Raw genomic sequence first — 7,859 nt, 5'->3', positions numbered from 1 at the left:
GGCCTACGTTTGCTCGACGAGCGATGGCAATGGCTGCTTCTGTGGCATTCGTTGCAGGTTTATTGGTTGGTCAAGTCAACTGGAGCAACGCGTTGGTATCTCCAGCTCAAGCAAGCTTGGCGGATACTGCAATGAAACATGTTGTTGATGAAAAGAGCTTCGTTAGTGCACTTGATGAAAATGTATCATCTCAACAAATCAACGCAAAAATGAACCCGTTTGCTTTTCAGTTTGATGAAGCCTTCCCTTACCACGTCTATTACCTGAACCACTGTGGTTTTGGCAAATCCAACGCAATGCACATGGTTTTCCAAGGCGAAAAAGGCAAAGTCACGCTGTTTTTAACTGGCATTCCGACTGACAAGTCTATCGACTTTGATGAAAAAGGCATGTCAGGCTCGGTAACACCGATCGATGGCAGCAGTTTGATCCTTGTAGGGGAAGATGGCGAGGATGTCTCTAAAATCGCCGAAAAGCTGACAAAAATGATCAAACCAATGAGCTAATTTGCTCTCAAAGCCCCGTAACAAAAGGCCCAGCAAGTATACCACTGATATTGCTGGGCTTTATTTATCAATAAATCGCAAAACCATTCACCACACCAATACCTCTAGAGTTAAAACTCTAAAAAACAGCATTTCTCTCCATTTTCGTGCCAGATAGGCGTCATTTCCATAATTTTACCCTCAAAATTTCCAATGGTCGGATTTGTATATCGTATACTTCCGAATAGGATCAGCCAACATTGAGCAATTGCTCAAATTAATCGCCCTGTAGAGGCGGATATATAAAGGAATAAATGAATGACTACCAACAACACGCGTCTGTTTAAAAAGTCTCTTTTAGCAGTAACAATTACACTGGCGTCTTCGCAAGCGATGGCAGCAGGTTTCCAACTTAACGCACAATCAGCAACAGGCATCGGCCGTGCTTTTGCTGGTGATGCAGTAATCGCAGATAACGCGTCAGTAATGGCACGTAACCCTGCAGCAATGGCACTATTTGATAAAACTGAGCTATCTCTTGGTTTTGAAAGCATCACTTCAATGATTGAAGTCAACGACGTTAACTACGTTGGTGGTCAAGTGCCAGTAAATAATACTGATGATGTAGGTGACACATCAATCGCGCCTAACATCCACCTTATCGTTCCAGTAAATGATAAATTTGCTTGGGGTATCAATGCCTACTCAAACTTCGGTACTAAAACAGAGTTTGACGACAACTATCCGGCAGCTGAGTACGGCGGCTTAACTGATGTTAAGAGCGTTAACTTTGGTCTTGCTGGTTCTTACCGACTAGACGACCAATGGAGCTTCGGTGCAGGTTTAGACCTTATTTATGGTCAAGGTACGATGAAACGTACCGCTGGTGCTGGTTTTGGTAAAGGAAATCCATCTAAGGGAATTCCACCGGCAGGCACCTCTTTATTAAACGTCGACAAAGCTGATGGTTGGGCTGTTGGCTTTAATGTTGGTACCGTTTACGAATTAGATGAAAACAACCGTTTTGGTCTAGCGTACCGTTATAGCCCTGAAATCACCGCTAAAGATGACAAGGGCCAAGAAATCACGCTACCACTACCAGACATCGCTGAATTCTCTGGTTTCCACAAAATTGAAGATACTAAGTTCGCAGTTCACTACTCTGTACAATGGATCGGCTGGGGTGACTTCGACCAGATCGAATTTAGAAACTTAGATCTAGCAACATCACCAGTTGGTGGGGCAAATGGTAGCTACAATAAAGAATACAAATGGCAAGATGGTTGGCACTACGCAATTGGTGGTACTTACTACCTAAACGATACGTGGACACTGCGTACCGGTTACATGTATGACACCAGTGCGCAAGACGAACTGACATCTATCTCTGTTCCGGATTCAGACCGTCAGTGGTTCTCTGCTGGTTTCACTTACCACATTGACACTGCTTCAAACGTAGACTTCGGCTTTACATACTTGTTAGGTGACGATGTGAAGGTTTCAGAAACCTCTTCAGGTACACCACTAACAGCGACGACACATGCTGATGCAATCCTATTAGGTCTTCAGTACAGCCGCAGCTTCTAATATAAAGTTAGCTATAATCCCAAAGGGTCGCATTGTGCGACCCTTTTTTGTTTTCCTAAACCACTGACCAACCTAAATTTAAGCTTACAACTGTAGCCTGCAGAGCAAATATACAGCTACAGGTGTACGCTCAAACTTCGCAACACAGCCGAAACATTTAGATGATTTCTCTAATAATTAAACACATTTGCTCATTTAATCCCTAAAACACTGTTTTATTCGAATTTCATTTTTAAAGTAATAACTCTAAAAGTAGAATCACGCCACTAAATACTTATGATTCAGTGAACATAATAATGAAAATGAATAAAACTCTTCTATCTGCTGCAGTGGCAGTAGGATTACTTTCGACTTCTACCGTCACTAACGCGGCAGGTTTTCAACTAGCAGAATACTCAGCAACAGGCTTAGGTCGTGCTTACGCTGGTGAAGCAGCAATGGCTGACGGTGCAGACGCGCAATGGCGTAACCCTGCTATGCTGACTTACCTAGAGGGCACACAGGTTTCTGTGGGTGGTATCTACGTTGACCCAAATATTGATATTGAAGGGACTTCTACAACTCCTCGCGGAAAAACAACATCTAACTCTAGTGACTTCGCGCACAGTGCTTTTATTCCAAACTTTTATGTTTCTCATAAGTACAACGAAAAATTTGCGTTAGGCTTTGCTGCTGGTACTAACTACGGCATGGCTACGGACCTAGGTAAAGACTTCGGCGGTGCAAACCATGGTAACGAAGCAAGTGTGACTACTATGGAGCTGAACCTGAATGCTGCATACCAAGTGCTAGAGAGTGTTTCTATTGGTGGTGGCGTACGTTACATCATAGCTGAAGGTAGCTTTGGCGCAGTATCAACTAAAAACTCTCTTATTCCAGTGAAGTCTGGTACCTCTTTGAAATACATGGAAGGTGATGACAAGGCATGGGGCTGGCAAGTTGGTACCGCTTGGGATATTAATGAAGACAACCGCCTAGGCTTCACCTACAAATCAGAAGTAGATCTAACTCTAGAAGGTTACGCTAAAGGTTTTGGTTTCAACCCTAAAAACCCAGAAGCACACAAAAGTGGTTCAATGGATCTCGCTCTTCCGGCAACAGCTGAACTTGCTAGCTTCCACCAGCTGACAGACACTGTAGCGGTTCACGCGAGTATTAACTGGACAAACTGGAGCAGCTTTAAAGAGCTTGTTGCTGATTTCCCTGGTGAAAAAAGTGTAGAGATCAAGCAAGAGAACTGGGAAGACAACTACCGCTTTGCAATCGGTACTACTTACCAAATGACACCTAAACTAGCACTACGTTCTGGTATTGCCTACGATACTTCAGCGGTAAGCGAAGAGCACCGTACTGCGACGATCCCAGAAACAGACCGCACTTGGTTAAGTATTGGTGCGGGCTACCAATGGTCTGAACAGCTAACTCTGGATGCAGGCTTCACTTACATTCTAGCGAAAGACGCGAAAATGCATGAAAAAGATCCAAAAGCAGATTACTTTGGTGGTAGCTTCGAAGGCGAAGTGACAGGCAGCATCTGGTTAGTCGGTATCCAAGCTAACTACCGCTTCTAGGCTAGTTACCTAATTATCTACTTACCTTCTTACCGAAAGGTAGAAAAGTAGAAAAGTAGAAAACATTAAAAAGGCTCGATGTTGAATTAACATCGAGCCTTTCTCTTATCTGCTTATCTAAGCTTTGTATTTAGTAATCTTCGAGATACTCATCAATGAAATCTTCCTCCTCAAGATCAACCTCTTCTGGCTCGATCTCAGCTTTAAAATCTTGACGTTGGATGTAAATATCACGAGTCAAAGCATATGGATCTGGAGAGTCATCTAATAAGGCTTCTTGCGAGGCCAACTGAGCACGTGTTTCCATACCTTCAAAGGCCCACTTCCCTAACTTTGCCCAAAAGGTAAACAGAGACAAAGGTACATATAAGCTATCCACTTGCTCTGTTACTTGTCGGGTCGTCACAGGGCCATATCCCGGCAGCATAAAATACGGTCCATTCCCTACCCCATAATGACCAATCGCATCAGAAAACGACTTTTCGTCATATTTGGTGATCCCCGCTTCGCTAGCAATATCAATCAGACCAAGAAGACCAAAGGTAGAGTTAATCCAAAAACGATTGAAATGATCAAGCGCTTTCCCACCATTACCCATAATGAGATTGTTGAGCATACTTGATGGCTCATCTAAGTTGGCTAAAAAATTGGAAATACCAGAGCGAATTGGTACAGGGGTATAGTCAACATAGGCAAGAGAAACAGGTCGAACCAAATAAGGGTCGAGATACTCGTAGTTGATATCCCACATCGCTCGGTTGAAACCTTCAAAAGGGTCGTTCGGATGGGACTCTTCGACATATTCAGAGGTTTCGAGGTTATCACCACCATTGCTTTCATCTGGTACGCTCGAACAACCTACCGTTAAGCTTGCGATGAAGAGTAAACTCGAAAGTCTTAAAACACTGATAGACATATCACCTTTTCCATAAGGAATAATAAAAAAGGCCAGCAATCGCTGGCCTCAATTGGTTGCGTAAGTCTATACCGTTTTTTAATAAATCGGAATAGCTAACACCTATGCAAAGTAATGATTAATATTGCTTATTGATATCAATGGTAACTGGGGCACCCAGTTCAACCACTTCACTTTCACCGTACCAATCACCGTCTCGAGTTGAAACGTTACCATCTGTATCAAGCCTAGCTCTAACCATTAGAGTTTCAAGGCTGGACAACTTCTGCCCTTCCAACATGCTGTTGCCATCATCAAGAACGACAGTACGAGGGAAAGTTCCTAGCGGATAACGAGCCGCAGCAATCGGCATTGGTGAGCCGTCAGCACTGTGCACTGATACAACTAACACTGAACTAGGGGCAGCATTCACATCACCAGATAACTCAAGCGTTACAGCAACAGTTTTACCTTGGTCAACGCCCATAGCATTGCCCATTTTCTTCTGTGCACTTTCAATACTGCGCGACAACATTTCATAGCGACTGTCTTGTGGACCAATCATCTGTTGCATGATGCTCCAGTACTTAACAGCACCTGGGTAGTCTTGACGCTCAAACGCATCAAACGCTAGCAACGAGAACACACGAAGATCAACATAGTCGTTTTGAATCAAACGGCTCAAAATTAAACGAGCTTGGTTTTGATCCGCATCATCAGGTGAAAGCATCAATGCTTGTGCATAACCTAGCTGAACATCTTCATTCTTTGGCTCAAGCTTGTAAGCTCTTTGCATCGAATCTTTCGCAGTTTCCGCGTCGCGGTTAGCCAATGCAATACGACCTAATAGTAACCAACCTGTCGAATCTTTTGGTTGATAGTGCAGACGAGTACGAAGTGCCAGAGTCAAATCTTCTAATTCATCATCCGTTAATGCACCACCTTCCGATGACATTAGCTTTTTAGACAACTCAGGAAGGTTTGAACTCACTTCTTGCCAGTGTTGGACTTTATCCAAAGCACCAAACTGAAAGTACATACCATATGTAACAACCACGACTAGGACAATAGATGGTACTACGACGCCCAATGTTGAGATTTGGGTCTTCTTCATCTCTTTCTGCGCAGGTACATCATCAAGTAGAGACTGTTTCAAATCAGCGATCAGCTCTTGTTGGTTATCAACAAGGCCTTCTTCTGCTTCTACTTCGAGCTCAACGAGACGATCTTTATAGAATGCTTTGTTCAACTCGTCGCGAAGCATTTCATCATTGTTCGCCTTCTTATTTATGAAGGGCAGAACAATTAAGAAAATAGCTGCTAGCGAAAGGATAATGGTAGAAATCCAAAATAGAGTCATTACTTCTTATCTCCGTCGTTCTCTTCATCGAGTAACGCTTTTAAACGAGCTTCTTTGTCTGCATCCCAGTCTTTATCTGACTCTACTGCTTTCGACTTTGACTTTCGGCTTCGTAAAATGATCAAACCGAAACCAAACACGACTACCGCAAACGGACCAACCCAAAGGATTGATGTGGCTAATGTGAGTGGTGGGTTGTAAGTAACAAAGTTACCGTAGCGAGCAATCATGTAATCAATGATGTCTTGCTTCGACTTGCCATCTTTTGTCATTTCATACACTTTTTGGCGTAAATCAACCGCAAGCTCTGCGTTCGAATCACCAATGGTGTTGTTCTGACATTTAGGGCAACGCAGCGTGTTGCTTAGCTCTTTGAACTGCTGCTCTTGATCAACGGTATCAAATTCATGAAATTCGATAGGCGCAGCAGAAACAGTCGCCGAAATAGCAAATGTAGCGAATAGAGCAATCAGTGTCTTCTTAATCATTTCGCTTCCTCCAACAACTCTTGGTACATCGGCTCAAGCGTCGATGCCCAGTTAGTTGGGTTCACGTCACCAACATGGCGATAACGAACTACGCCGTTAGCATCAATGAGGAAAGTCTCTGGAGCGCCATACACACCAAGGTCAAGACCTAGCATGCCGTTACCATCGAACAGGCTGATCAAGTATGGATTGCCCAGCTCTTTTAACCAACCTACCGCTTTATTGCGATCATCTTTGTAGTTAAGGCCAATAATCTTAACGCCTTGACCCGCTAACTTATTCAAGTAAGAGTGCTCTGCATAACAAGTAGGACACCAAGTCGCCCACACATTTAGAAGCAGTGGCTCACCTTTAAAGATAGCTTGATCATGGAACTTACCCGGTTGCTCTAAGTCTTCTAAACCGAACTCAGGTACTGGCTTACCAATCAATACCGATTCAAGTTTAGTCGGGTCATCACCCGACTGGTTACGCATCAATTGAGTCGCAAAGATTCCAGCTAGAACCATGAACGCAATCAATGGAATGAATAAAATCTTCTTGTTCATTCGAATTAAGCCTCCTGCTCTTTAGTAGACTTTTTCGTTGGCTTACGGAAGCGGTAACGACGGTCACTGATAGCAATAACACCACCAATCGACATAATCAGAGAACCAGCCCAGATCCAACGTACAAATGGTTTGTAGTAGATACGCACAGCCCAAGATTTATTGTCGTCTAAACGCTCACCCATTGCGATGTAAAGGTCGCGCGTTACGCCACGATCAATCGCCGCTTCTGTCATCATCGACTTAGCGGTTGTGTAGAAACGTTTTTCAGCGTGAAGCGTGTTGATGTATTTGCCTTCTTTGGTAATTTCAAAGTCAGCAATGTAACCATCGTAGTTAGGGCCATCTTTGTCACGAACTCCTGTAAACAGGAAGCTGTACTCTTCAAGTTGGTAGCTTTCACCTGGTGCTAAGCGTACGTCACGTTCGATGCTGTAGTTTTGCACCATCGCAATACCAATCACTGTCACGGCCAAACCAATGTGACCACACATCATCGCCCAGTGGCTACGAGGTAGCTTAGTCAGGCCTTTCAGGAATGTATGACGGTGTGTCGCACGCTCATGAAGCTCAAAGCCATGCATGAAGATAATCCAGAATGCCATTACCCAACCGGCAAAAGCGGTACCGCTGAAACGGTCAGCCAAAATCGTAACCATTAGCGCACTTAAGCCCAGTGAGAATACACCTGAGATCAGCATAGGTTTAACGAGCTTAGATAGGTTATCACGTTTCCAACGGATCAGTGGACCGATACCTAATAGGAACGAGAACGGGATCATTAACCAGAAGAACAACATATCAAAGAATGGTGCACCGATAGATACCGAGCCCAAGCCTAACTGTTTATGAACTAATGGCAGCAAGGTACCAACTAACACAACCACAAGTGCAGCAATCAATAGGATGTTGTTGCCGAGTAGCG

8 protein-coding genes are annotated in these 7,859 nt (G+C 43.8%); 3 read left to right on the top strand and 5 right to left on the bottom strand.

All coding sequences use genetic code 11. The features are described 5' to 3' along the window. From AB4496_RS12825 to AB4496_RS12815, 3 genes are all read left to right on the top strand, one after another. Window positions 1–506: DUF3379 family protein (locus AB4496_RS12825; protein WP_372131091.1), on the top strand; the 506-nt coding region annotated here is incomplete at its 5' end. 297 nt (window positions 507–803) lie between these two features. Beyond that, window positions 804–2,072, top strand: coding sequence for an outer membrane protein transport protein (locus AB4496_RS12820; protein ID WP_009848517.1), 1,269 nt, complete (start codon window positions 804–806; stop codon window positions 2,070–2,072). A 296-nt stretch (window positions 2,073–2,368) separates the two neighbouring features. Further along, a complete protein-coding gene (locus tag AB4496_RS12815; RefSeq protein ID WP_009848518.1) occupies window positions 2,369–3,643 on the top strand; it encodes an outer membrane protein transport protein in 1,275 nt (424 codons plus the stop codon). Window positions 3,644–3,773: 130 nt separating this feature from the next. On the opposite strand, the gene AB4496_RS12810 is transcribed toward AB4496_RS12815, so the two are convergent. The 5 genes from AB4496_RS12810 to AB4496_RS12790 form a co-directional block, all read right to left on the bottom strand. Beyond that, a complete protein-coding gene (locus AB4496_RS12810; protein ID WP_009848519.1) occupies window positions 3,774–4,559 on the bottom strand; it encodes a VacJ family lipoprotein in 786 nt (261 codons plus the stop codon). A 118-nt stretch (window positions 4,560–4,677) separates the two neighbouring features. After that, window positions 4,678–5,898: a c-type cytochrome biogenesis protein CcmI gene (gene ccmI / locus AB4496_RS12805; protein ID WP_009848520.1), complete on the bottom strand. Its 1,221-nt coding sequence runs from the start codon at window positions 5,896–5,898 to the stop codon at window positions 4,678–4,680. Next, entirely contained in the window at window positions 5,898–6,386 is a 489-nt protein-coding gene (locus tag AB4496_RS12800) for a cytochrome c-type biogenesis protein (protein WP_009848521.1), read from the bottom strand. The genes ccmI and AB4496_RS12800 overlap by 1 nt, the downstream gene beginning before the upstream one ends. Next, window positions 6,383–6,934, bottom strand: coding sequence for a DsbE family thiol:disulfide interchange protein (locus AB4496_RS12795; RefSeq protein ID WP_009848522.1), 552 nt, complete (start codon window positions 6,932–6,934; stop codon window positions 6,383–6,385). The genes AB4496_RS12800 and AB4496_RS12795 overlap by 4 nt, the downstream gene beginning before the upstream one ends. Before the next feature lie 5 nt (window positions 6,935–6,939). Further along, the coding region (locus tag AB4496_RS12790; protein WP_372131089.1) for a cytochrome c-type biogenesis CcmF C-terminal domain-containing protein at window positions 6,940–7,859 on the bottom strand (920 nt) is incomplete at its 5' end.

Source organism: Vibrio sp. 10N.222.46.A1, from assembly GCF_041473595.1.
Taxonomy (GTDB): domain Bacteria; phylum Pseudomonadota; class Gammaproteobacteria; order Enterobacterales; family Vibrionaceae; genus Vibrio; species Vibrio tasmaniensis_A.
The sequence above is the reverse complement of the archived record's forward strand: the minus strand, read 5'-3'. Positions and strand labels throughout refer to the sequence as shown.